Source organism: Gottfriedia sp. NPDC058432 (assembly GCF_042721555.1).
GTDB lineage: Bacteria > Bacillota > Bacilli > Bacillales > Bacillaceae_G > Gottfriedia.
The window spans coordinates 324,116-346,492 of sequence record NZ_JBHXLC010000001.1 but is presented as its reverse complement, the minus strand read 5'-3'; the positions used below and the strand labels follow the sequence as shown (position 1 = coordinate 346,492).

Here is a 22,377-nt window from a genome sequence, read left to right as displayed (position 1 = left end):
AGTTTGTATTCTTTATTTATTCAAAATGAAATGATTCGAACACTTATTTTTATCTACATAGATTGCGATTGATTCTCTTCAAACAATGTTAATTGTTGGAAATCAGTTTTTGTTTGAGTTGGTACTTCAAATTTCCAATTATCTTTAAAGACTTCATGAAGAACTTTTTCAATGCGATCTACTGCTAATATTTCTACATCTTTATATTGATGTAATGTAGCTTGATCGTTTTCTTTCGGTACAATAATTTTAGTTGCTCCTGCTTTAACAGCTGCCTTTACTTTTTCTGGAACACCACCAACTGGTTTTACATCACCTTGAATGCTCATTTCGCCAGTCAAAGCGATTGTATTTAATACTGGAACATTATTAACCGCTGAAAAAATGCCTACTACCATGGCAATCCCTGCAGATGGGCCGTCAATTAATGCGCCACTTGGAAAATTAATGTGAATCGTAAAATCATCGATTGGTACACCAATTTTACGTAAGATTGTCGTAACATTTTCTAAAGAGCCTTTTGCCATACTTTTTCTTCGAATAGATTTAGCTTGATTACCTAAGCTTTCTTCTTCAACAATTCCAGTAATTGTAATTGAACCTTTACCGATTTCTTTTGCCTTCATTGCACTTACTTCAATCGGTAGCAATGCACCAATATTTGCACCATAAACAGCTAAACCGTTTACTAATCCTACAGTTGGTGCTTCTGGAATTTTGTTAACAAGTCTTGGTGATAAACGACTTACAGAAACAACCCAACCAATATCATCTTCTATTAATTCTTTTCGACCAGAAGTTAAAACCATTCCGCCAGCTAACTGAATTAAGTTAATCGCTTCACGACCATTTTTTGCATATGTACCGACTAATTCTAAAGCTTTTTCCGAGAGGCTTAATTCAATTTTTTCAGCAGAACGTTTAGCTACTGCTTGAATTTCATCCTGTTCTAATTCTCTAAAAAATATTTCTAAACAACGTGAACGAATTGCTGGTGGGATATCTTCTGGTGATCTTGTTGTTGCACCAACTAACCTGAAATCCGCTGGTAAACCGTGTTTGAAAATTTCATGAATATGTGCGGGTATAGAAGGATTTTCTTCTTGGTAGTATGCACTCTCAAATTTTACTTTTCGGTCTTCAAGTACCTTAAGCATTTTGTTCATTTGAATTGGATGAAGCTCGCCAATTTCATCAATAAATAAAATCCCGCCATGCGCGTCGGTTACTGCTCCTTTTTTAGGTTGAGGAACGCCTGCTTGCCCCATCGCCCCTGCACCTTGATAAATTGGATCGTGAACTGAACCAATTAAAGGGTCCGCAATCCCTCTTTCATCAAATCGAGCAGTTGTAGCGTCTAATTCTATAAATACTGCATCTTGTTTAAAAGGAGTATTCGGGCTCTTTTTCGCTTCTTCTAATACAAGTCTAGCTGCTGCCGTTTTTCCGACACCAGGTGGCCCATAAATGATCACATGTTGAGGATTAGCACTGCAAAGTGAAGCTTTTAACGCTTTTATTCCATCCTCTTGGCCAACTATATCATCAAAAGTAGTTGGTCTAACTCTCTCTGCTAACGGAACAGTTAAAGAGATTGACTTTAATTTACGTAACTGCTCCATTTCTTTTTTTGATTCTCTGTCAATCGAAACTTTAGTTGTTCGTTGACCTTTTAATAAATGAATAAAATACAATGCAACGATTGTACCTAATGCTAATTGAGCTAATAATATAATAGTTGTTAAACTCATTATTTACCCCTCCACTGAAGTAGAAATTAATTTTAGTATCGCCCTCTAAATGGAAGGATAAACCAAATTTTTAAAATTAAAGGCAAGGTTTACCGAGTAAAGTTTTTAATCATTTAAGAAAGATTAAAAAAACTCACTTAAATAAAGTCAAAATAAAAAACCAAATGCAAATGCATTTGGTTTTTTACTTATGCTAATTTATTTTCTTTTTTCTTTAAATCTAATTCTGTTCCATCTTCTAATACAAGCTTAGGAGCTGCACCAGTTTTTACAGTTTCTGCTGAGATAATACATTTTTGAATATCCTCACGTGAAGGTAATTCAAACATAATATCTAACATAATCCCTTCAATGATCGAACGTAGTCCACGAGCTCCAGTTTTACGCTCAATTGCTTTTTTAGCAATTTCAGTTAATGCGTTATCCTCAAACTCAAGATCAACTTGGTCAAGCTCTAGTAATTTTTGATATTGCTTAATTAAAGCATTTTTTGGTTTAGTTAAAATTTCAACTAATGATGCTTCATCAAGTTGCTCTAAATTAGCTAAAACTGGTAAACGACCAATGAACTCTGGAATTAAACCAAAGCGTAATAGGTCTTCTGGTAATACGTGGTTTAAAATTTCTTTTGAGCTTAAATCGCTCTTTTCAGAATCACCACTGAAACCAATTACCTTTTTACCTAAACGGCGTTTGATAATTTGTTCGATGCCATCAAATGCTCCACCACAAATAAATAAAATATTTGTCGTATCAATTTGAATGAATTCTTGATGAGGATGCTTACGACCACCTTGAGGAGGTACGCTTGCAACAGTTCCTTCAAGAATTTTTAAAAGCGCTTGCTGAACACCTTCACCAGACACATCACGTGTAATTGAAGGGTTTTCAGACTTACGTGCAACTTTATCAATTTCATCGATATAAATAATACCTTTTTCAGCGCGTTCTACATCATAATCAGCTGCTTGGATTAATTTTAAAAGAATGTTTTCAACATCTTCCCCAACATATCCAGCTTCTGTTAATGAAGTTGCATCCGCAATCGCAAATGGTACATTTAAAATTCGTGCTAAAGTTTGAGCTAATAATGTTTTACCACTACCAGTTGGCCCAATCATTGCAATATTACTTTTTGATAACTCAACCTCATCAATTTTGCTATTTGAATTAATACGTTTGTAATGATTATAAACAGCAACAGATAAAGCTTTTTTCGCATTATCCTGACCGATAACGTATTCATCAAGAATTTCGCAAATTTCTTTCGGTTTCGGAACGTCTTTAAACTCTACTTCCTCTTCTTTTGCTAGCTCTTCTTGAACAATTTCAGTACAAAGCTCAATACACTCGTCACAAATATATACACCAGGTCCTGCAACTAATTTTCTTACCTGAGACTGTGACTTCCCACAGAACGAACATTTTAGCTGTCCTTTTTCTTCGTTAAATTTGAACATATGTTCACTCCCTCTAAAAATTTCTAAAAACACTCAATATGTATGTAATCCCAAAAATATGTATCTTGTAGCTATATGATAGCATACAAAACAAACAAAGCAATTAAATACTACTCTAAAATTGTTTAAATTTTTAGAATATATATATTCTAATCTAAAGCTAATAATCCTTCTTTTGAAGAATTATTTTTAGTATAGCCACAATAATTTTTTAAAATCTGTATAACAGATTCTAACATATGTATATGTGTATTTTAAAGGAAACAGTTCTCTTTACCAAATATTTCATTATTTAAAAACAAGGCACGAAAAATCTCGCGCCTTGTTTAAGTCAATATTTGTTTATTTAACGCTTATTTTTTTCTGCTATCAACTAATAACTCAACAGCTTTACGGATTTGAATATCATCACGTACAGCGTCAGTTCCACCAAGCATAGTTACTAATTGCTCAGAAGGAATGTTATACATTGCAGTTAAACGAGCTAATTCTTCATTCATTTCTTCTTCAGTTGCATCGATTTTTTCAGCTTCAATGATTGCATCGATTGTTAAGTCGATTCTTACACGAGCTTCAGCATCTTGACGCATTTGAGCACGAAGATCTTCTTCTTTAGTACCAGTGAATTGGTAGTAAAGTTCTAAGTTTAATCCTTGTTGTGCAATACGTTGTTCAAAGTCTTTAACCATACGGTCAACTTGGCTTTCGAACATTACGTCTGGGATTTCGATTTCAGCATTTTCAGCTGCTTTTTGAACTAAAGCATCACGTAAGCTACCTTCAGCTTGAGATTTTTTAGATTCAACTAAATCATTTTTGATTTTAGCTTTAAGATCTTCTAAAGTTTCTACTTCGTCATTTACGTCTTTAGCAAACTCGTCGTTTAACTCAGGAAGTTCTTTCGCTTTAATTTCATGAACAGTCACTTTGAAAGTAGCAGCTTTTCCTGCTAATTCAGCACTGTGGTATTCTTCTGGGAATGTTACATTAACATCAGTTTCTACACCAGATTTAGTGCCGATTAAAGCTTCTTCAAATCCAGGAATGAAAGAACCTGAACCGATTTCTAGTGGATAGTTTTCACCTTTTCCACCTTCGAAAGCTACGCCATCAACGAAACCTTCGAAATCAATTACAGCTGTATTTCCGTTTTCAACAGTACCATCTTCTTTAACTACTAACTCAGCTTGACGCTCTTGTAATGTAGTTAATTCAGCTTGTACGTCTTCGTCAGTTACAGTTGCATCCATTTCTTCAACTTCTAAGCCTTTGTATTCGCCTAATTTTACTTCAGGTTTTACAGTAACTTTTGCTTTGAAGATTAAAGTTTTACCTTTTTCCATTTGCTCAACGTCAACTTCTGGACGGTCAACTGGCTCAATACCAACCTCTTCAACAGCTTTGCCGTAAGCTTCTGGTAAAATTACATCTAAAGCATCATTATAAAGTGCTTCAATACCAAATTTTTGTTCGAAAATTGGGCGAGGTAATTTACCTTTACGGAATCCCGGTACATTGATAGTTTTTACAACTTTTTTGAAAGCTGCATCTAAACCTTTATCTACTTCAGAAGCTTCAACTTCTACAGTTAATAGACCAACGTTAGCTTCTAATTTTTCCCATTTAGCAGTCATTGTTAGTTCCCTCCAAAATTATCTAAAAAAATATATGTGTTTACGTATTTTCGTACTATACATGCCTGTCCATATTTAATAAAGAAAATGCATGTATAATTAAGTAAATAGTCGTTACAACCATTCTATTATAACACATTCCTTTTTTGTTTCAATATTTCCTATTTTTATAAGGAGAAAATATTAGGATTTTTTAATTTAGGAAGTAAATCATTTTTATTTTTAGATTACTTTTATAGTAGGCCGCGACCTAATCCTTCTAGTCAAGTTTGCTCTTATGAATTCTAGGTCTTCTTACATCGCCCGTAGGAAGAAGACCTAGAATTCATATCAACCAAACTTCCTTTATAGTACTTATTTTCCATTCCTTTTTTAACTTAAAAAACATAGAAGACCGAATGGACCATCTATGTTTTTCCAACTATGTTATTTTATGTTAAAGTATCCTTCATCTTCAAAGCGTTTTACTAAAGCAATTGCACTTTTTACAGGAAAATATTCTACATTAAATAAGTCTTTTAGTTCCTCTTCATCTACGCTACGATCAAAAAATTGTTGAACGATGCAATAGAAACAAGCTGCCCATGTATTGATATCCGCTGGTATTGGGATAAAAGGGAAGTAAATTGTAATAAAGTGCTGGAAGTGTGTTTTTGCGATTTCGAAAGCAGAAGGGTCTTCACTTTCTAATACGTCACTTAATTTTTTTAATATAGCATCTACAAATGTTTTATGTTCTTCGACTGAAACCGATGTATTCCAAACCATTCTTTGGTTTACTTTGTTAAGTTCAAAATCTTTATCGATTGATTGTTCTTGTAAAATAAACAAAATAAAACTTTGAATTAACGGATTTGCTCTGGGGCTTTTTAATATTTCGCTAATTTGGTCGATAACAAGGTTACAATCCAATCCCCTTAATTCATTAATTAATTCGAGCTGTTTATCAATGGGCTCAGAGTTTTCAACTATCATATGTAAATTAAGAACTTCACCCTTAATGCCTTCACGATCTGAAATTACTTTCTTTGATAATGAGAGCATCGCCTGAAACTTATCCATTTGATTTTCATCAATCCGTTTTTGAGTGAGTAGTCTTTTTATATTTTTTTGTAATTCTTCATATTCTTTTAATTGGAATAAAATGCTTATGTATACTTCAATTGCTTCATCACTCTCAAATGGCCCGAAAACTAAATCCTCACATCTCTCCTTAGCTTCCCTAGCCTGATTCCCTTCTAAAAGACACGCGACTGCAGCAAGTTCTGTTTGTGAATTATGCTCATTCATTTCTTTTAATTGATTACATAACATTAAAGCTTTACTATAATTTTTTTCTTCTAATGCTTTTTTACCTAAATTTATGATCCGATCCTTCAGTTTAGGAAAAAAGACAATATTGTCTTCCATGTTACTCTCCCCTAACATTTGTTATTTCCTGCACAAACTAGTTATGAAAAAGTGTATCATGAATTAAAATTATTTAAAATATTAAAGATACGCATATGGATGAATCAGTTTTTAAGTTACCATTTATTCCAACTACTGCATTTAGCTATTTTTTAGTATCCTAATGGTTTATTGCCAAATCTTTTCCATAACTTTGGAAACTTAGCTTTTAATTCGTTTTTCGACTTCCAATCGATCGTTAATTGTTGTTCAGGATAATCATAGCCTTTGCTTTCAATTAGTGAATTGAACTCATTCCACAATTGATCATCCCAATCATCATCGCCTTTACGCTTGATTGTATATGCTTGTAAAGCTAGATCTAACATATCTTCTAATTCTGGCGTAAGTCCCTCTTCTTCATAAATAGGAAAGATGTATTCAGCTAAATAATCCGGGTCATTTAACGTTTTCTTGTAAACTTGTTCTCCTTGACCGATTAACCACGCTCTAAAATGTGCAAATGAATCCTCAGAACAGCCATCCATGATGATCCATGCAGCTCCTAAAAGATTTGTGGTATACGCTTTCGAAAAAAAAGTTTCAAATTGAATTTCAAAACTAGCTATCTCTTCCTCTGATTGTTTAGCTAAATGATTTATTACCCATTCATATGGTTCTTCAACAATATGCATTTTGGATATTAAACTCCAAAATTCTTTTTCGTTCATTTATATCACTCCACTCTTTTTTTATACTAGAATAACATATCTAGTATAAATTTTATGATGATCTAAGATTTCTAATAATTGAAAGGAATCCTTACTAATTTATATAGTAAACGTAATTCATCATTTTATTTCTAAGGTTCTTAAATTAAAAGTATTTAAAAACACAAAAAAACACTTACCCCAAATTCCTTGTATCTGTTGTCCCATATGGAAGAATCTCGTATATTTTTGCAGCAAGTGCCTTGGGAGATTCCCTTGCCCCTCTTTTAATCCAATCGGTAACAATATTAAAGATACCGCCTGCTAAAAATAGGATTTGCATTCTGCTCATGTCATGATTGCGCGTAATATCTGCTTGAAAGACCTTTTCCATTGCATAATTCAAATAATCAAGCAGCATACTTGATATATTTGCATCAATTAAGTTTTCTGACGGCTTATATGCAGACACAAAGCCCTCTATGATATATTCAATAATTAGCTGCATACTATCATACGGATCCAAACTATCAACCTCTTTCAAGAATTGTTGAACAATTTCATCCACAGATGCTTGCACAACGTCGTAAACGTTGCGGTAGTATTTATAGAATGTGACTCTGGCAACTCCAGCCTTTTTGCAAATAGCTGTTACGGTTATATCTTGCAGTTTATGTTCATGCAACAGTGCGCTCAATGCCTCCATAATGTATCTCTGAGAGTGTACACTATCTTCTCTTGAATTCCTCAAAGCTAACACATCCCCTCATTCTGTTCGTTTTAAGTGTAAATCATCACATAGTGCTTGAAAGATGAAAATTCACTGCTATACTTACACGTGTAAGTACAATTGTTAGTGTAATGATAATGTCATTGTATAAAAGGACATCATGGCTGTCAATGTGTACCATTTTCTTTGTTTCCTACTGGCGATTTGCCGCCATTCTACAAGCTATTAAAAGGGAGAGATATTCAGATACAAGTTATAATATACATTTTTAATTTTTTAATATGAATAATCTATGATTTGGTGTATATGCGTTTCTAGATTACAACGTAAGAACAAGACAAATTATCAATAAGAATAGGGTGAGATTCAATTGGCAAAATATCTGTATAAGTTAGGACATTGGTCAGTAAATCATAGGAAAAAGGTTGTTTTCAGCGCACTCGCAATTCTTATTACATTAGTGCTTTTTGCAGTCAACATGGGTTCCTCCTTCATGGGTGAGCTGAGGATTCCGAATACACCGGCAGATAAAGCAGGAAAAGTAATTGAAAAAGAGTTTAAAGCGATGCAACCAGCAGGTGCCCAAGTAAAAGTGGTGTTTAAAGCACCCAAAAACGAAACCTTGGAGTCAGCGGAAGTACAACAGAAAATTGCAAAAGTTATAGATGAGATTAAAAAAGATTCAGCTGTTGATTCTGTGGCAGCACCGATGCAGTTGCAAAACCTCAGTAAAGATAGGAAAATCGGATATGCAGTTGTAACGTACAAAGTGAAAGCGGAAAAGGTCACAAAAGCTTCTAAGGATAAGATTTTAAATAGTATTGAAACAACAAGGGATGCCGGCATTCAAACGGAATTATCAGGAGGCGATATCCAACTTTCTGACTCAGAGACTTCAGGTATGACTGAAATTGTCGGAGTACTTGTTGCCTTCATAGTCTTGGCTTTTACTTTTGTGTCTTTCCTAGCAGCTGGACTGTCGATTCTCACTGCGATAATCGGATTAGCGATTGGAATGCTAGGAATCATGCTCGGGACAAATTATGTGGAAATCCAATCTGTTTCCTTATCTTTAGCAGCCATGCTGGGACTTGCAGTGGGCATTGACTATGCGCTCTTCATTATCAATCGCTTTAGACAACAGCTTGCAAAAGGAGATTCTGTTCCAGAATCTGTTGCTATCGCAACGGGAACAGCAGGAGGTGCAGTAATCTTTGCAGGATTAACAGTTATTATTGGTCTTTTAGGACTGTCTGTTACAAAGATTCCATTCCTGTCAACGATGGGCGTATCCGCGGCCTTTACTGTGCTCGTAGCTGTGTTGGTTTCCGTCGTTATATTACCAGCCATATTGGGACTTGTCGGCGATAAAATTGCCCCATCTAAACAAAATCGATTCTTACAAAAGATTAGTGGGGCAGGTAAGAAACATGTTGGTTCAAATAAATGGGGGGAATTTGTCACAAAGCGTCCTCTTATTGTTACAATTTTCGCAATCGGACTACTTGCAGTAATTACGATTCCATTTTTCCATATGAACCTTGGACTGCCTTCGGATGGAACAACAAAATCCACAGCAACGACAGAAAGAAGAGCATATGATTTATTGACGGAAGCTTATGGTGAAGGATTTCATGCCTCTTTAGTGGTAGTGGCAAAATCAGAGCAAGCAACAACTGAAACTCAAAATGCTTTGAACACCATTTCAAAAGAATTGGGTACACTATCTGATGTAAAAAGTGTGACACCAGCTATCCCTGGGCCTTCTGGAAAGATTTATATGATTTCCGTCACACCAAAAACAGGACCAGACGATACAAAGACGAAGGATTTGGTAAAAGCAATCCGGGACAAATCGAACCAGACAGAGAAAGAAAATGGAATTGAACTAATGGTAACGGGCTCAGCAGCGATGAATATTGATATTTCACAAAAGCTGAGTGACGCCTTGCCGGTTTTCGCTGCCCTCATTGTGGGACTTGCATATATACTTTTAGTTCTTGTGTTTAGGTCTCTGCTCATTCCATTAAAAGCAGTTTTAGGGTTTCTACTTTCTCTTGATGCTACATTGGGAGCCGTGGTATTTTTCGTGCAGGATGGGCATTTCCAAAATATATTTGGTTTCCCGGCTGCCGGTCCGATCTTAGCCTTCTTGCCTGTCATTCTCATTGGGATCCTTTTCGGACTCGCAATGGACTATGAGGTGTTCCTAGTGAGCAAGATGCGGGAAGTATATACGCATACTGGCGATCCAAAGAGAGCTATTTTAGAAGGAATGCGGGAGAGCGGGAGAGTCGTAGTCGCAGCAGGATTAATTATGATGTCTGTATTTATTGGATTCATGTTAGCACCTGATACTATCATTAAATCCATAGGCATGTCTCTTACGTTCGGTGTTTTCTTTGACGCATTCATTGTGAGAATGACAATCGTACCTGCGGTTATGACTCTTATGGGTAAGTCAGCCTGGTACTTGCCAAAATGGCTAGATAAAATTTTGCCTAACATTGATGTTGAAGGAGAAAGCATTATACAACGCATGGACAACAAAAGTGAAAAGATATATAAACAGAACCCGCTTCCTATAAAATAGGAGCGGTTTTTTTAAGAGAAGGTATAAGTCCTCCTTCATCTATTTGAGTACATCTATGGAACCCAGGTAAGAAAAAATGCAATTAGTATAGTTTGTGAAGAACTCCGTACACTGTTTTCTCTCTCTTTGTCTTGTTTGTTAAAAGTCTAGTTACTTCAAATATAATGGTTGTAACTATTGCCAAAGTAAGAAGCATTGTTAAAACAAACTCATACAGCATTAACTTCACCTCTACTCAATTGTTAGTTCAATCGTGATCGGTTTCCGCTGATCTCCAATTGGCGAGTAATCGTTGTGAGTGCCTGTTTGATAGTCATTCGGTCTAAATCGACCGTTGTACGTGGGGTAAGATTTTCCGAGAACAAACCGCTTAAATCATCTGAAATTTATAAAATACTTTTCTTTTTCGTCATAACAAAAATAACCTTCTAGCTTATGCCTAATTTCGAGTCGTTTCCGGTTTTGATCGATGCACTGACCGTTTCATTCGGGGTCCTAGAAGGATGATATATAGCGATTCATTTGGTATGTAGACAAAAAAAAGACACTTATTTTACATTTCGTAAAACAAGTGTCTTTTGGACGTCCTGGGAGGGATTCGAACCCCCGACCGACGGCTTAGAAGGCCGTTGCTCTATCCTGCTGAGCTACCAGGACATATGGAGCGGGTGATGGGAATCGAACCCACGACCGAAGCTTGGAAGGCTTCTATTTTACCATTAAACTACACCCGCATATGTTTTGTTTTTTTATTTCTTTGCGACATCACCCTGTCGACAATATTTATTATAGTCACTATGCAAATTAAAGTCAACACTATTTTAAAACTTTTTTTCCAAAATAAAGGAAAAAATTTATAAGTTATATAATTACCTTAGTTTATTAGGGTTTTTCGGCTTTTAGTACTTAGAAATTTTTTGTTTTTAGATAAGGTTAGTAGCATGTTAAGCTACTAACCTCCCTTTATTCATTATAATTCAAATGAAGTAGTTATAAGCTCCGTTCCATCTGTATTATAAAAAGTAACATTAGCTTTCTTACCAATTGTTTCAAGAATAGCATAAGTCTTTTCTTTACGCATTCTCGGTAATAAAATGCTGCCAGGGTTTATAAAAAGCACACCATCAATTACCTCGGCTCCTAATACATGTGAGTGACCGAAACAAGCAATTGTTGCTCCAACCTCTTTACAACGATAATACAGCTTTTGTAATGACTGTTTTATTCCATGTAAATGACCATGTGTTGCATAGATTGTATATTCATTCCCACGGTGAATAAATTCTTGAGGGAATTCTCCTCTGAAATCACAATTTCCTCTTACAACATTATAATCCTTTAGTTCCTTAGCATTTACTTCTAATTCCGAATCTCCACAGTGTATCATTAAATCTACACTGTCACGATATCGGTCGGCGATTTCTTGCAATGGTTTCGTCAATCCATGGCTATCACTTGCAATTAGTACTTTCATTAATTTGATCCTCTAAATAACAAGTCTTTATCTTCTTTATTTATAACATTCATTAATGATTTAATTGCATTTGCACGATGACTTAAGCCACCTTTTTCATCTGTTGTTAATTCAGCCATGGTTTTATCTAATTCTGGCAAAAAGAATATTGGATCGTAGCCAAATCCGTTTGTTCCTCTTTTTTCATTGGCAATATACCCTTCAACTGTACCATAAACAGTGATTGTTTTTTTACCAGGAACTGCTAAAGCTAAAGCACAATAAAATCGCGCAGTTCTTTTGCCAGGAAAAACGCCTTCTAATTCATTTAATACTTTTTGTAAATTATCTTCGTCACTTTTATGTAATCCAGCATATCGAGCAGAATAAACGCCTGGTCTACCATCAAGTGCATCCACTATTAATCCAGAGTCATCTGCAATTACAGGCGTATTTAGCTCTCTTGCTAAATACTCAGCTTTTAAAATCGCATTTTCTTCAAATGTAGTTCCTGTTTCTTCAACTTCTTGAATTTCAGGAAAGTCTTTTAAAGATTTAATTTGAAATCCCATCGGGTTAAAAAGCGCTTCAAAATCCTTCACTTTGCCTTGATTATTAGTCGCAATAATGATTGTTTCCATCCTGAAAGTCTCTCCTCGAAATAATTATTGAAATTTAATACCTTCTTGTAATAACACTTCTTTTTGTTTTTCAATTAGAGATTTAATTCCTAATTCACCTAAAGATAATAATTCATTTAATTCTTCTCTTGAAAATGTTGCTTCTTCACCAGTCCCTTGAAGTTCAACAAACTGCCCTTTTCCAGTCATAATAATATTCATATCAACACTTGCAGCCGAATCTTCTACATAATATAAATCTAGTACTGGTCCAAGCTCATCTAAAATACCAACTGAAGTTGCTGCTAAATAATCTTTTACCGGATACGATTTTAATTTATCCATTTTAATTAATTTATCAAAAGCTAGCATCATAGCAACAAATGCACCAGTAATTGAAGTAGTTCTTGTTCCTCCATCTGCTTGAATTACATCACAGTCGATCCAAATTGTCTTTTCACCAAGTGCCTCTAAATCAACAACTGCTCTTAAAGCTCTTCCAATTAATCGTTGAATTTCCATTGTTCGACCAGTTACTTTCCCTTTAGATGATTCACGAATTGTACGCTCTTGAGTAGCCCTAGGTAACATAGAATATTCTGCTGAAATCCAACCTTTTCCGCTATTTCTCAAAAATGGTGGTACACGGTCTTCAACTGTTGCATTACAAATTACCTTCGTATCACCAATACTTATAAGTACAGAACCTTCTGCATGTTTTGTATAGTGAGTAATAATCTCTATTGGTCTAAGTTCATTATTTAATCTTCCATCTGTTCTTGTCATGTTCGTTCCTCCTACAAAATCTTCCAAATACTAGTATAGACAAAAATATGATTTCATTTCTACTTATTAAGTGTAATTTAAAGATAAAATTAAAAACCTTGTACAAAAATCATCATAATTTTTGTACAAGGTTGATATTTTAACATTTTTTAAAAGGCAATTATGATTTTTTCCTAACTACCAGCTTACAACTTTTTCGTATTTACATCCTTAGGCCTAGAAACAGGTTGGCTTAAAGGCTTACCTTGTTGGTCTAGCGCAGTTAATTTACCATTGATTTGAATTTCAATAGACTTAACTCCTTTTTGCTCTGTTAAAGAAAGAACAAGTGGCTGTAATACATCATTATTGATCATATTTTTTGCTATATTTCCATAGATACCATCGTTAAAATTAAGTACTAACTTACCGCCTTTGAAAACAGGTTGACTAACAAGTTTCGTATCAGTTCCAAAATCGGAAACTAAATTTGAATATTCGGATGGACCTTTTACAAGTTCATTTACGATTGCTGAATATGCATCCGTTTCAGCATTAGAAATCCTTGCCGTTACAGGTACATAATAAGTGTCTCCCATTTCCCCTTGAGAAACATAATATAACGTAACTGGTCTTGAGTTCATAATATCTACAATGTCACCCTTATCAAAGTTAATTCCATCATCTCTTGTTAACCCATCACCAATCTGAGCCTTATTTACTGGCATTGATGCAAGCTCTTTTCCGTTTACTCGAATTTTCACCTTTGTCACATTATCAAATTGAGTTAAAGTCCAAGTAACAGCTTGAAACACTTTTAATTCATCTTCAGCACGGTATTGCTTAAATTCTGGTGAAAAATCAGCAATAATCGTACCATCCTTTTGAGTTTGAACACCTAAAACTTCTGTATTCGGAGGTAAAACTGCTTGGAAACCATTTGGTAATTCATCTGTAACAGGACCATCTTTTACTAAGTACTCTAACGCTTGTTTAGCCAAGCTAGTAGACTTAGGTAATTGGAAAGTTTGCGGTACAACATACCCGTTACGGTCAATTAAATATAATTCCCTTTTTACCGTTTCTTCCTTCTTTGCTACTTCTTTTGAAGGTTGATCACTTTTATAAACTACAGTTTTAGGTGGATCAATGTCAGTTGAAGATTTTGTTGGAAGTAAACTACATCCACTCATTGTTGCAATTCCACATACCGCTGCTGCTGTTACTAACAATCTTTTTTTCATCACCATACTCCCCCCACGCTTTTTTATTATTTATACGAGCATGTACATTTTTTAGAACAAGCTAAATAGAAAAAAATAAATAATTTAAATCTAGCTCTAAATTTACTGGAAATATTCACCTAAAAGACCTATCGTTCATATGATAAAAAGACTAAATGAATACCCATCCGAAGAACAGCTCGGTCAAGCAAGGAGGGTTAGCACAGTTGAAGGATAGAGACTATCAAACAAAGCACACACTCACAAAGCGTGAAAAAGAAGTATTCGAGCTTCTTGTTCAAGATAAGACTACAAGAGAAATTGCTGAAGAACTTTTTATAAGTGAAAAAACTGTGAGAAATCATATTTCAAATGCAATGCAGAAGCTTGGGGTTAAGGGGCGATCACAAGCAGTTATTGAGCTTCTTCGTATGGGAGAGCTTGAACTGTAGTTATTTTGTAGAAACACTTCTACAAACCAACATACTGCCGGCATTCTAATCGACATGCCGGTTTTGGTATTTACATTGAAACTTAAGTTTTATTTTTCTCTATTTTCTAGCTTGTAAGAATCTGTTTATCTGAAATGAAATTTTCACTTTATATCCTACTTATAGTAGATAAAAAAGCCTATCCGTATATTAGGATAGAAACTCTACTATAGGGGGATTTTATTTTAACTCTTTTTAACTATTTAAAATAAAAAAATCGTTTCCATTTAGAAAACGATCTTCTTATTTTAGATACTATAAAACTTCTTAGTATTTTCATATAAAGTTTTATATGCAACTAATAAATCTATGTCTTTTAACTCAGCTATCTTTGCAACCGATTGATGCATAAATTTAGGATGTGTCCACTCATTCTCAAAAGGCCCTTCAAATGGCCAAGGACCATCAGTTTCTACCATCATTAATTCTAAAGGATACTTTTTTACTAAATCTTGAATCTCATTTTCATATAATACATCTGGTGTAATTGAGATAAAATACTCATTTTTTATCATCCGTTTAATTGAATGATCGTCTCCTTTAAACCAATGAAAATGAGCTTTTTGAATAAAATATTTTTCTAATAGATTACATACGGTTTCGGCGTCCTCATACACTGCATGTAATATGATCGGTTTATTTAACTCTTTTGCAAGTGAGATAAATTTTTCTAGTAACCTAATATAAGGTACGTAATTAATCTGTTCTTCCAAATTCTTATAATATGGTAATCCAACCTCTCCGATTGCGACCATTTCATCCTGATGCATCTTAATCCATTCAATTAATTTATCAACCTCTTCATCAGATGGAATTTGTTGTTCAGGATGAAATCCGAATGCTGGATATACACTATTATTTTGTTTTTTTAACTCTAAATTTTTCTTACTAGATTTTAAATCCATCGAAACCGAAATGATCGCCTCGATTTCGTGTCTTTCTATATTAGTTAATATTTCTTCTCTTTGACTAGTATCATAAGAATCTAAATGAATATGAGCATCTATCATTTTCATCGTACTACTCCTTCTCTAAAGCCAAATAGATTTTTCTTTTATATTCCATAAATTCGTCACTTAATAATAATTCTTTTTTGCGTGGTCTTGGAAATGGCACAATGATTTCTTCTTTGATTTTGGCAGGTTTGTCAGAAAATATATAGATTCGATCAGACATTAACAACGCTTCATCAATATTATGTGTAACCAATAATATTGATCGTCGTTGCTCTTCCCAAATTGATAAAAGCCATTGTTGCATTTCAAGTCTTGTGAACTCATCTAAAGCTGAAAAAGGCTCATCCATACACATAAACAACTGCGGTGCTAGTAATGACCTTAAAAATGAAACTCGTTGTTTCATTCCACCAGATAATTCATGAGGGTATGCATTCTCATAGTTTTCTAAACCAGTTTTTTTAAGCCAGTCTCTTGCCAATTTTTCATCAGGTTTATGTTTTAATTCCTGTGACAAAACAATATTTTTTAATACTGTTCTCCAAGGTAGTAATGAATGATCCTGAGGCATAAAACTAATATGACCAAGTTCTCCATTTATTATCGACCCATTTAACCTTACTTCTCCAGAATCAGGTTTTAGTAAACCACCTATAAGATGAAACAACGTACTTTTCCCACTACCAGATGGACCCAAAATTGATACAAATTCACCCTCGTTTACATAAAGCGAAATATTATCTAACACTTGATGCCCGCTATAACTCTTTGATAATTGTTCTACTTGTAATGTCATTTCCGTTTCTCCCCTTTAACTTTCCATTTAACAGTAAAACGTTCAATTACGACTATTAGGAAGAAGAAAAGCATACTTAAAAACATAATGATAAAAATTGAAACAAATACTCGATCTGTTCTAAATGAAGATGAAGCTAAAGTCATATATACACCAATTCCAGATTTCGCTCCTAGCCATTCAGATATGACTGCTCCCATAACACTATAAGTTGCTGAAATCTTTAAGCCGGAAAAAATGGAAGGTAGAGAAAAAGGTAACTCAACTTTCCAAAAAATTTGTGATTTAGATGCTCCTGCCATTTTCATATAATTTATTAGTTCACTTGGTGTTTGTCTGAAACCATCCAACGCTGAAACTGTAACAGGGAAAAAACAAACAAGAGAAATTATAATTAATTTAGGTAATACACCAAATCCAAACCAAATAATTAAAAGCGGTGCCAAAACGATAATTGGTACATTTTGCGAAAGAATTAATAACGGGTAAAAAGCTTCCCTAACACCAGGTATTAAATGCAATAGAAATGCTATTAAAAATCCTAATAAACTACCAATTAACAGACCAATAATCGTTAATTGAATTGTAGAAGAAATGTGAGGAAGTAGTGAATCAGATGATTTCATTCCTTCTTTAAAGATTGAGATCGGCCCTGGCAATAACCAAGATTCGATTTTCCAAATTTTAATACTTAGCTGCCAACAGATTAAAAAAAGCAGGATGACAACGATTGGTTGCCATCCTTTTATATTTTTAGATTTCATTAACGGTACTTCTCCGTTAATACATCCATAGTGATACCTTGTGGTTGGTAAAGTATTTTCATTTGAGTTATAACATTATGGCAACCTATTTCAATCATTCTTTCATTCATTTTTTGAACAACATTTAACAATTGATTCAAGTCACCTTCCATAGTTGTTTCTAAAGGCTGAACTTGATATTTTACACCTGATTCATCAATAATTTTAATCGCTTCATCAACTGCTGGAATAACATCCTCAATATTATTTGTTTTCGGTATAATTTGGACACTCATTAAAGTAGTTTGCATATTAACTCCTCCTTATTTCGCTGGTAAGAAATCATTCGTAAATGCTTCTTTTGGCTTAAAGTTTCCTTCTAATAATTTATTTTCAGCTAAGAAATCTGCATAGTTTTTCCAAACTGATAATTTTTGCTCACCCCAACGATTTGCATCATCTTTATATTTAGATGCTAACCATTCTTGGCTTTTTTCAACTAATTTTTTATCTAAATCCGGATTATCCTTTATTAAAATTGATGCAGCTTCTTTTGGGTTATCAATCGCAAAATTATATCCTTTTGACGCTGCAGCAACAAACGCTTTTACAATTTTAGGATTTTTACTAATCATTTTTTCATTCGTAGCTAAAACTGGAGTATAGTAATCTAGCTTTTTACTATAATCTGTTAAATAAATCATGTTTAATTTTTCTCCACGAAGCTCAGCTTCAATTCCTGTCCATCCTTGATAAATCCACGCAAAATCGATATCTCTTTTTACTGCAGTAAAGAAATCTGCATCGCCCATATTAACGATATTTAACTTATTAACATTCGCATTTTCTTCTGACATAAGTGATTTTAAAATAGCCTTTTCAACCGGTGAACCCCATCCACCATAAGTTTTTCCAACGAAATCTTTTGGAGATTTAATTTCTTTTTTCACTGGTGATGCAAACCCAGAAGTATTATGTTGAATAATTGCTGCAATTGAAACAATCGGTACATTTTGAACTCTTGCTTGTGTAATTGACTCTTGATAAGAAACCCCAAAATCTGCTTTACCAGATGCCACCAATTGGTCTGCTCCTGTTTCTCCCGGGTTGATTATATCTACATCAAGTCCTTGTTCCTTAAAGTAACCTTTATCCTTAGCAACAAATAACCCAGTATGATTTGTATTCGGGGTCCAGTCTAGTACGACAGTCACCTTTTTTAATTGCTTTGTCTTTTTAGTAGTGGTAGTTTTGTTTTGACCACATCCAGTTAACATTAAACAAATAGCCACTAAAAATACTACTAATTTTTTCATTATCTATATCTCCTTTTTGTTCTTTGTTTATACAAAAAGAAAACGCCCGGATATTAACCCGGACGTGAATGCGCTGTAAAAAACATATCTTAAAAGAGATACTGTTCCCTACGCTGGCATCACCCAGATCAGGTTCTAAGAGTCAACATCTTAAGGACGCTATCTCAGCCAGCAACACCGGCTCCTCCACATTTTTCTCATATATAAACTTTTCCTCATTAATATAACAGATAATGGTTGAATTTACGAATTATTTTTAACTTGCGTTTAATTGTTTTAATACTCAGTTAATAGGCGTAATAAAACTATGAAATTATAACATTTTTAAAAAGAGAATGATAAACAAAAATATCATTTCTTATAGTAAAATCTTATATGAATAAAGAATATACTACATCAACAATATTTAAGTAAAATGAGGGGATTTTTTGAATAAACCAATCGGAGTCATTGACTCAGGTGTTGGGGGCTTAACAGTTGCCAAACAAATTATAAGACAATTACCTAAAGAGGACATTTTATACTTAGGCGATACAGCAAGATGTCCATACGGATCACGACCATATACGGAAATTAGGGAATTCACTTGGGAAATGACTAATTTTCTACTGGAAAAAGATATAAAAATGTTAGTCATCGCCTGTAATACTGCAACTTCAGTCGTCTTAAATGAAATGCGGGAAAAACTTCATATCCCGGTCATTGGTGTTGTTCGCCCAGGTGCCAGAGCAGCAATAAAATTAACACAAAATGACCAAATCGGTGTCATCGGAACGAATGCTACTATTAATAGTAAAGCATATCATTCTGCATTAAAGCGGATTAACGACAAAGTTTTAATCGAAGGTTTGGCATGTCCAGAGTTTGCTGGGATTGTTGAAAATGGAGACTACAATAAACCTGAAATATTTGATATTGTTAAGCACACTCTTGCACCGCTTATTGATTCAAATATTGATACTCTAATACTAGGGTGTACTCATTACCCATTACTCGGTCCAATCATTCAAAAAGTGATGGGACCATCGATCCAACTTATTAGCTCTGGCGATGAAACAGCTTTAGAGGTAAGTGCAATACTAGATCAACAAAATATCTTATCTACCTCCGAAATCACTTCACATGAATTTTTTACAACTGGGGATCCAACCATTTTTAGTAAAATAGCGTCATCTTTATTCCAAGAACCGATGGAAAACGTAAAATATATAAAACTATAGACCATTCTAAATGAAAAAACCAACAAAGTAATCCTTTGTTGGTTTTTGTGTTTTTTAATTGCGTGCGCTCTTCAATGTTATATTATTCCTTTGTATTAATGGAAAAATAATCTTTTAGCATGGCATTGTTCTTTACAATATCATCCAATGTATATTGATCTAAAACTTGTAAAAATTGATCCAACGCTTTATTAAATATATGTTTTAAAGAGCAAACTGGTGTGATTACACAAGTATTGCCGTGCTCAAAACATTCTACAATATTAAAGTCTTCTTCAGTTTTACGAATTATTTCACCAATATTTATTTCTGTAGGCAATTTAGCTAAACGGATTCCACCGTTTCTACCACGTATCGTTTCGATATAGCCCATCTTTCCTAAATTATAAATTATTTTCATTAAATGGTTTTTAGAAATACCATAAGCTTCAGCGATGTCTTTAATATTAACTAATTTTTCACGTGGCTCAGAGCTTAGAAATATTAGTACACGAAGAGAGTAATCCGAATAAGTTGTTAAACGCATAACTTGTCCTCACTGTTTTATTTAAATTTAATCATAGCATAATTGTGAACATTTTTTAAACTTTTATGTATTTTTGCGAAAAAAATCACAAAAGAAGTATTTTACATATTGCTTTAAATAATTTCTAGGTCTAAGATAAAGATGTATTTACAATACTACTTTGAAACGTGATTAGGGGGATTTTTCATGCTATCTCAAAAAACAATTGATATTATTAAGTCAACAGTTCCGGTCTTAGAAGTAAAGGGTACAGAGATCACTAAAGTATTCTATAAAAATTTATTTACTAATCATCCTGAATTATTAAATGTATTCAATCATACAAATCAACAAAAAGGTAGACAACAAACGGCTCTTGCAAATACTGTTTTAGCTGCAGCACAAAACATTGATAAACTAGCAACAATTATTCCGGTTGTAAAACAAATTGCGCAAAAGCACCGCAGTCTTCAAGTTAAAGCAGAACACTATCCAATCGTAGGGCAACATCTACTAGGGGCAATTAAAGAAGTACTTGGTGATGCTGCAACTGATGAAATACTAGGTGCTTGGGCTGAAGCATATGGAATTATTGCTCAAGTATTTATCGATATCGAAAAAGAAATGTATGAAGCAGCTTCATCTCAAGAAGGCGGATGGTCTGAATTTAAAGAATTTAAAGTCATCGAAAAAGTTGAAGAAAGCGATGTAATAACATCATTCTACTTAGTTCCTAAAGATGATTCTTCAGTGCCTACTTTCTTACCAGGTCAATATATTACTGTTCGTTCACAAATTCCTGGTGAAGAATATCTATCTAACAGACAATATAGTTTATCTGAGGCACCAGGTAAAAATCACTTTAGAATTTCAGTAAAAAGAGAAGCTGAAGAAAACCAACCTCTAGGTAAATTCTCAAACTATCTACACAATCAAGTAAATGTTGGTGATACGTTAGAAATTACTGCCCCAGCAGGTGAATTTACTTTAAATACTGAAATTGATTCAGATGTTGTTTTCTTAAGTGGTGGTGTTGGAATTACACCATTGATCAGTATGGCTAAGTCAATTGCAAGTAATCAACCACAACGTCGAGTTAACTTCATTAGTGCTTCAAGAAACGGTAAATTACAAGCATTTGAAAATGAATTAAACCAATTAAAAGAGCAATTAACAAATTACAATTTATCATTTGTTTATGAGAATCCTTCTGAGGAAGATCTTCAAAACAATAACTTTAAAAAGCAAGGCTATATTGATGCCGAATGGTTAAATAACAATATTAAATCAGACAATGCAGATTATTACGTATGTGGACCAGTACCGTTTTTAAAAGCAATTATTACTAGTTTAAAAGAATTAGGTATTAAAGATACACAAATTCATTATGAATTCTTCGGACCAGCAATGAGTTTAGACACAGAACCTAAAAGTCCAGTACAACAAGGTTAATATTTAGAAAGGATGCTCAATGAGCATCCTTTTTTTACGCTGTTGAAAAACAACTTTGTTACTTAAATTACCAAATTTTCGTAAAAGAAGTAGAATGATGTTGATTTCCACTACAGGATGCTCGCTTTCCATGGGGCGAGACCTGAGCCTCCTCGTCACGTTCGTTCCTGTGGGGTCTCAGCCTTCCCGCATTTCCCATAGGAGTCGAGCAACCCTCCGTTCCAATCAACTTATTCATCAAAAAAAGTCTCCATTAAAACCTATTCAAATAGCATTTACTTAGAGTATCCTATCAGTTGTTTATTAATCAGTTTGTAGGTCAATTAATATCGAACATTATTTAATAAACTAATCAATTGAAATTGTTCTTCTAAAAATTAGCTCATAATATTTTTAACTTCAAAAACCATTACTAGTGTTATTTGAATCATAAAATTGCTCAACCATATTAAAATTTAAAACCATTAATAGATAGATCATCCAAAAAATGAATTTTAACATCAATAATGTTCTAATTAATATTTTTTCCCTATAAGCCTTTTTATATTTCAACAAGCTGAGAAAGAATGC

Annotated in this window: 20 protein-coding genes, 2 tRNA genes and 1 riboswitch; of the genes, 4 read left to right on the top strand and 18 right to left on the bottom strand. The window is 33.9% G+C overall.

Annotation, left to right across the window (positions count from 1 at the left end):
• Positions 1-53: 53 nt before the first annotated feature.
• From lonB to ACFWM3_RS01755, 6 genes are all read right to left on the bottom strand, one after another.
• Positions 54-1,751 (bottom strand): ATP-dependent protease LonB, encoded by a 1,698-nt coding sequence (gene lonB, locus ACFWM3_RS01780; RefSeq protein ID WP_056472485.1) that lies wholly within the window; start codon positions 1,749-1,751, stop codon positions 54-56.
• Positions 1,752-1,939: 188 nt separating this feature from the next.
• Positions 1,940-3,211, bottom strand: a complete 1,272-nt coding sequence (gene clpX, locus ACFWM3_RS01775) for an ATP-dependent protease ATP-binding subunit ClpX (protein WP_056472482.1) — start codon at positions 3,209-3,211, stop codon at positions 1,940-1,942.
• A 353-nt stretch (positions 3,212-3,564) separates the two neighbouring features.
• The gene (gene tig / locus ACFWM3_RS01770; protein WP_390309877.1) at positions 3,565-4,845 is read right to left on the bottom strand and encodes a trigger factor; all 1,281 of its coding nucleotides are present in this window, start codon (positions 4,843-4,845) and stop codon (positions 3,565-3,567) included.
• A gap of 426 nt (positions 4,846-5,271) precedes the next feature.
• Positions 5,272-6,255 (bottom strand): hypothetical protein, encoded by a 984-nt coding sequence (locus tag ACFWM3_RS01765; protein ID WP_390309875.1) that lies wholly within the window; start codon positions 6,253-6,255, stop codon positions 5,272-5,274.
• 152 nt (positions 6,256-6,407) lie between these two features.
• A complete protein-coding gene (locus ACFWM3_RS01760; RefSeq protein ID WP_390309873.1) occupies positions 6,408-6,965 on the bottom strand; it encodes a DUF4240 domain-containing protein in 558 nt (185 codons plus the stop codon).
• 175 nt (positions 6,966-7,140) lie between these two features.
• Entirely contained in the window at positions 7,141-7,650 is a 510-nt protein-coding gene (locus ACFWM3_RS01755) for a TetR/AcrR family transcriptional regulator (RefSeq protein ID WP_390309975.1), read from the bottom strand.
• A gap of 394 nt (positions 7,651-8,044) precedes the next feature.
• Between ACFWM3_RS01755 and ACFWM3_RS01750 the strand changes: the two genes are divergently transcribed.
• Complete coding sequence (locus ACFWM3_RS01750) at positions 8,045-10,267, top strand: MMPL family transporter (RefSeq protein ID WP_390309871.1); 2,223 nt, start codon at positions 8,045-8,047, stop codon at positions 10,265-10,267.
• A 583-nt stretch (positions 10,268-10,850) separates the two neighbouring features.
• Here ACFWM3_RS01750 and ACFWM3_RS01745 read toward each other — a convergent pair.
• From ACFWM3_RS01745 to ACFWM3_RS01720, 6 genes are all read right to left on the bottom strand, one after another.
• Positions 10,851-10,924 (bottom strand) — tRNA-Arg (locus tag ACFWM3_RS01745).
• A 3-nt stretch (positions 10,925-10,927) separates the two neighbouring features.
• Positions 10,928-11,001, bottom strand: a tRNA-Gly gene (locus tag ACFWM3_RS01740).
• A 236-nt stretch (positions 11,002-11,237) separates the two neighbouring features.
• Complete coding sequence (locus ACFWM3_RS01735; RefSeq protein ID WP_390309870.1) at positions 11,238-11,741, bottom strand: YfcE family phosphodiesterase; 504 nt, start codon at positions 11,739-11,741, stop codon at positions 11,238-11,240.
• The gene (locus ACFWM3_RS01730; protein ID WP_056472469.1) at positions 11,741-12,361 is read right to left on the bottom strand and encodes an XTP/dITP diphosphatase; all 621 of its coding nucleotides are present in this window, start codon (positions 12,359-12,361) and stop codon (positions 11,741-11,743) included. The genes ACFWM3_RS01735 and ACFWM3_RS01730 overlap by 1 nt, the downstream gene beginning before the upstream one ends.
• A gap of 24 nt (positions 12,362-12,385) precedes the next feature.
• A complete protein-coding gene (gene rph, locus ACFWM3_RS01725) occupies positions 12,386-13,126 on the bottom strand; it encodes a ribonuclease PH (protein ID WP_056472467.1) in 741 nt (246 codons plus the stop codon).
• Positions 13,127-13,311: 185 nt separating this feature from the next.
• On the bottom strand, positions 13,312-14,355 hold the full coding sequence (locus tag ACFWM3_RS01720; RefSeq protein WP_390309867.1) for a GerMN domain-containing protein: 1,044 nt from the start codon (positions 14,353-14,355) through the stop codon (positions 13,312-13,314).
• Positions 14,356-14,555: 200 nt separating this feature from the next.
• Between ACFWM3_RS01720 and ACFWM3_RS01715 the strand changes: the two genes are divergently transcribed.
• Positions 14,556-14,780 carry a helix-turn-helix domain-containing protein gene (locus tag ACFWM3_RS01715; RefSeq protein ID WP_056472461.1) on the top strand — a complete coding sequence of 75 codons (225 nt, stop codon included), beginning with the start codon at positions 14,556-14,558 and terminating at the stop codon, positions 14,778-14,780.
• Between the two features lie 287 nt (positions 14,781-15,067).
• On the opposite strand, the gene ACFWM3_RS01710 is transcribed toward ACFWM3_RS01715, so the two are convergent.
• Genes ACFWM3_RS01710 through ACFWM3_RS01690 form a run of 5 tightly spaced genes read right to left on the bottom strand, consistent with a single transcriptional unit; the run spans position 15,068 to position 18,630 of the window.
• Positions 15,068-15,835 (bottom strand): TatD family hydrolase, encoded by a 768-nt coding sequence (locus ACFWM3_RS01710; protein WP_390309865.1) that lies wholly within the window; start codon positions 15,833-15,835, stop codon positions 15,068-15,070.
• Positions 15,836-15,839: 4 nt separating this feature from the next.
• Positions 15,840-16,571 carry an ABC transporter ATP-binding protein gene (locus ACFWM3_RS01705; protein WP_390309863.1) on the bottom strand — a complete coding sequence of 244 codons (732 nt, stop codon included), beginning with the start codon at positions 16,569-16,571 and terminating at the stop codon, positions 15,840-15,842.
• Complete coding sequence (locus tag ACFWM3_RS01700) at positions 16,568-17,335, bottom strand: ABC transporter permease (RefSeq protein WP_056472454.1); 768 nt, start codon at positions 17,333-17,335, stop codon at positions 16,568-16,570. Before ACFWM3_RS01700 ends, ACFWM3_RS01705 begins: the two co-directional genes overlap by 4 nt.
• On the bottom strand, positions 17,335-17,625 hold the full coding sequence (locus ACFWM3_RS01695) for a thiamine-binding protein (protein ID WP_056472450.1): 291 nt from the start codon (positions 17,623-17,625) through the stop codon (positions 17,335-17,337). Before ACFWM3_RS01695 ends, ACFWM3_RS01700 begins: the two co-directional genes overlap by 1 nt.
• 12 nt (positions 17,626-17,637) lie before the next feature.
• Positions 17,638-18,630, bottom strand: coding sequence for an ABC transporter substrate-binding protein (locus ACFWM3_RS01690; RefSeq protein WP_390309860.1), 993 nt, complete (start codon positions 18,628-18,630; stop codon positions 17,638-17,640).
• Between the two features lie 88 nt (positions 18,631-18,718).
• A riboswitch (TPP riboswitch) is annotated at positions 18,719-18,828 on the bottom strand.
• 230 nt (positions 18,829-19,058) lie between these two features.
• Between ACFWM3_RS01690 and racE the strand changes: the two genes are divergently transcribed.
• On the top strand, positions 19,059-19,850 hold the full coding sequence (gene racE, locus ACFWM3_RS01685) for a glutamate racemase (RefSeq protein ID WP_390309859.1): 792 nt from the start codon (positions 19,059-19,061) through the stop codon (positions 19,848-19,850).
• Positions 19,851-19,932: 82 nt separating this feature from the next.
• On the opposite strand, the gene ACFWM3_RS01680 is transcribed toward racE, so the two are convergent.
• Positions 19,933-20,376 (bottom strand): RrF2 family transcriptional regulator, encoded by a 444-nt coding sequence (locus ACFWM3_RS01680; protein ID WP_056472442.1) that lies wholly within the window; start codon positions 20,374-20,376, stop codon positions 19,933-19,935.
• A gap of 186 nt (positions 20,377-20,562) precedes the next feature.
• On the opposite strand from ACFWM3_RS01680, the gene hmpA reads away from it, so the two are divergent.
• The gene (gene hmpA / locus ACFWM3_RS01675) at positions 20,563-21,807 is read left to right on the top strand and encodes an NO-inducible flavohemoprotein (protein ID WP_390309857.1); all 1,245 of its coding nucleotides are present in this window, start codon (positions 20,563-20,565) and stop codon (positions 21,805-21,807) included.
• The last annotated feature ends 570 nt before the right edge of the window (positions 21,808-22,377 follow it).

Bases quoted from the DNA above. Each gene is read 5' to 3' on its own strand.
- ACFWM3_RS01735 (WP_390309870.1), bottom strand. From the start codon at position 11,741: ATGAAAGTACTAATTGCAAGTGATAGCCATGGATTGACGAAACCATTG.
- ACFWM3_RS01730 (WP_056472469.1), bottom strand. From the start codon at position 12,361: ATGGAAACAATCATTATTGCGACTAATAATCAAGGCAAAGTGAAGGAT.
- ACFWM3_RS01690 (WP_390309860.1), bottom strand. From the start codon at position 18,630: ATGAAAAAATTAGTAGTATTTTTAGTGGCTATTTGTTTAATGTTAACT.
- lonB (WP_056472485.1), bottom strand. From the start codon at position 1,751: ATGAGTTTAACAACTATTATATTATTAGCTCAATTAGCATTAGGTACA.
- ACFWM3_RS01705 (WP_390309863.1), bottom strand. From the start codon at position 16,571: ATGACATTACAAGTAGAACAATTATCAAAGAGTTATAGCGGGCATCAA.
- ACFWM3_RS01755 (WP_390309975.1), bottom strand. From the start codon at position 7,650: ATGGAGGCATTGAGCGCACTGTTGCATGAACATAAACTGCAAGATATA.
- ACFWM3_RS01700 (WP_056472454.1), bottom strand. From the start codon at position 17,335: ATGAAATCTAAAAATATAAAAGGATGGCAACCAATCGTTGTCATCCTG.
- clpX (WP_056472482.1), bottom strand. From the start codon at position 3,211: ATGTTCAAATTTAACGAAGAAAAAGGACAGCTAAAATGTTCGTTCTGT.
- ACFWM3_RS01720 (WP_390309867.1), bottom strand. From the start codon at position 14,355: ATGGTGATGAAAAAAAGATTGTTAGTAACAGCAGCAGCGGTATGTGGA.
- ACFWM3_RS01760 (WP_390309873.1), bottom strand. From the start codon at position 6,965: ATGAACGAAAAAGAATTTTGGAGTTTAATATCCAAAATGCATATTGTT.
- tig (WP_390309877.1), bottom strand. From the start codon at position 4,845: ATGACTGCTAAATGGGAAAAATTAGAAGCTAACGTTGGTCTATTAACT.
- hmpA (WP_390309857.1), top strand. From the start codon at position 20,563: ATGCTATCTCAAAAAACAATTGATATTATTAAGTCAACAGTTCCGGTC.
- ACFWM3_RS01680 (WP_056472442.1), bottom strand. From the start codon at position 20,376: ATGCGTTTAACAACTTATTCGGATTACTCTCTTCGTGTACTAATATTT.
- rph (WP_056472467.1), bottom strand. From the start codon at position 13,126: ATGACAAGAACAGATGGAAGATTAAATAATGAACTTAGACCAATAGAG.
- ACFWM3_RS01765 (WP_390309875.1), bottom strand. From the start codon at position 6,255: ATGGAAGACAATATTGTCTTTTTTCCTAAACTGAAGGATCGGATCATA.
- ACFWM3_RS01695 (WP_056472450.1), bottom strand. From the start codon at position 17,625: ATGCAAACTACTTTAATGAGTGTCCAAATTATACCGAAAACAAATAAT.
- ACFWM3_RS01710 (WP_390309865.1), bottom strand. From the start codon at position 15,835: ATGAAAATGATAGATGCTCATATTCATTTAGATTCTTATGATACTAGT.